2 protein-coding genes are annotated in these 1965 nt (G+C 31.0%); one reads left to right on the forward strand and one right to left on the reverse strand.

Annotated features, from left to right (window positions below; all coding sequences use genetic code 11):
- Positions 1–182 precede the first annotated feature (182 nt).
- Positions 183–899, forward strand: coding sequence for a GntR family transcriptional regulator (locus PTZ02_RS15800; protein ID WP_274228765.1), 717 nt, complete (start codon positions 183–185; stop codon positions 897–899).
- 139 nt (positions 900–1038) lie between these two features.
- Here PTZ02_RS15800 and PTZ02_RS15805 read toward each other — a convergent pair whose 3' ends face one another.
- A complete protein-coding gene (locus PTZ02_RS15805) occupies positions 1039–1425 on the reverse strand; it encodes a VOC family protein (RefSeq protein WP_274228766.1) in 387 nt (128 codons plus the stop codon).
- Positions 1426–1965: the final 540 nt, after the last annotated feature.

Below are 1965 nucleotides of genomic sequence, written 5' to 3' on the forward strand. Positions count from 1 at the left end.
AAATACTTACCATAATTATTATAGAGTCATATTCTACCTTTGTCAATAATATATTACCCTTCTGCTATAACAAACTAAGATATAAAGTTGAATATATTCTATGTACATATACACCATATAGAATTAAGTTTCTAAATGTAATATAATAATATAATAACTATTTTAATTAGGTGGTGTATTTAATGACTTTAGATTATAGCATTGGTGCTAAGCCTTTGTGGAGCCAATTAGCAGCAATTATTAGAAATGATATAGAGGCTGGAGTATATAAAGTTGGAGAAACCTTGCCAAGTGAAATGCAATTAATTGATAAATTTCGAGTTTCTAGAGTTACTGTAAGGCAGGCAATGGAACGTTTAATGACTGAAGGATACATAATTAGAATGCGTGGAAAAGGTACTATTGTCCAATCTTCGACTTCAAATAAAACATATACTAGAGTTCAATCTTCTTTTAAGCAGTTAGAGGAGCAAGATAGCCGCTCAATACGTGTAGTTGATTCTGTAAGTTATGAGTTAGCCCCCCAAAAAGCTTGTGAAATATTTCATATTGCCGCTGATACTAAAGTCATAAAACTTAAAAGAAGTAGACGAATAGATGGAAAGATTGTAACTATTTTCGAAACATATTTAAATCCATTACTTCCACTAACTTTAAAAAGTGACTTTGAAGGATCTCTTTATAAACTTTTGGAATCTGAAGGGTATGAAGTAACTGGAGGTAATGAGATACTTTCTGCATATATATCATCAGAAAAAGATATTCAAGAATTTATCCTAGATAAACCTGCTGCAATAATTGATAGAACAAAGATAGGCTACTCAAGAAATACACCAATAGAATACACCATTTCTAGATATCTTTCCGAGGGATATAAATTGCTCATTGACTTAATTTAATATTTTACCATATAGATTTTAATATAATTCTAATTAAGCTTAAAGTAAGGCCACGTTTTAATATAGTGTTGTAATATACCTTATAAAAATTATAGGTGGAATTATCCACCTGTAATGCTCACTATAAGAAAACTACGTATTATTTAATTTCTGCAAAAATTTCATGTATATTCCCATCTGGGTCTGCAAATAGTGCTGTTCTTTGATTCCACGGCATATCTTGCGGTTCATGAATAGAGGTTGCTCCTTTAGAGATCAACTCCTTAAATGATTCATCAACTTCTTTAGGAGTTTCACATGGGAAAGCAAGTTCAAATCCCTGTCCAAATGGCTCTTTCCTATATTCACTACTATACACATGCATAACATCTCTCATACAAATAGCAAATCTTACTCCATCATTTTCAAATTCAACATAATTCTCAAGATCATTTTCAATTCTAAATCCGAGAACTTTATTATAGAACTTTTTCATTTTATCTATATTATTTGTCCAAATTGTAATAAGGTTAATTTGTGCTTTCATCATATATCTTTCCCCTTTCTTAAATTATCATATAGTTCACTTTAATTCACAATTGTTCATTCGTTCATAGTTTTTAATAATACTTATTATAACATAATTTACAAAATACCACATATGCTATATATGTTGTCTCCCTACTTCTTAAATCTTTTATTTTGGATCTATGAATGAGTTGCATGATTTGAAACATAGCCTAAAGTAAAAGACTCATTGATAATATCAATGAGTCTTTTACGCAACAAAAAAAGAACTAATTGGCGATTCCGCTTCGCCACTGGATAATTTTTAACGCAAAACAAGTCTTGCTAAATTATCCGTTAAATGCATAACATGCATTTAACCTCTCCCACACAGTCTTTAACACGACAAAAAAAGAACTAATTGGCGATTCCGCTTCGCCACTGGATAATTTTTAACGCAAAACCAGTCTTGCTAAATTATCCGTTAAATGCATAACATGCATTTAACCTCTCCCACACAGTCTTTTACACGACAAAAAAAGAACTAATTGGCGATTCCCTACTCTCCCACACAGTCTCC

This window comes from Clostridium sp. 'White wine YQ' (assembly GCF_028728205.1).
Taxonomy (GTDB): Bacteria; Bacillota; Clostridia; order Clostridiales; family Clostridiaceae; genus Clostridium_T.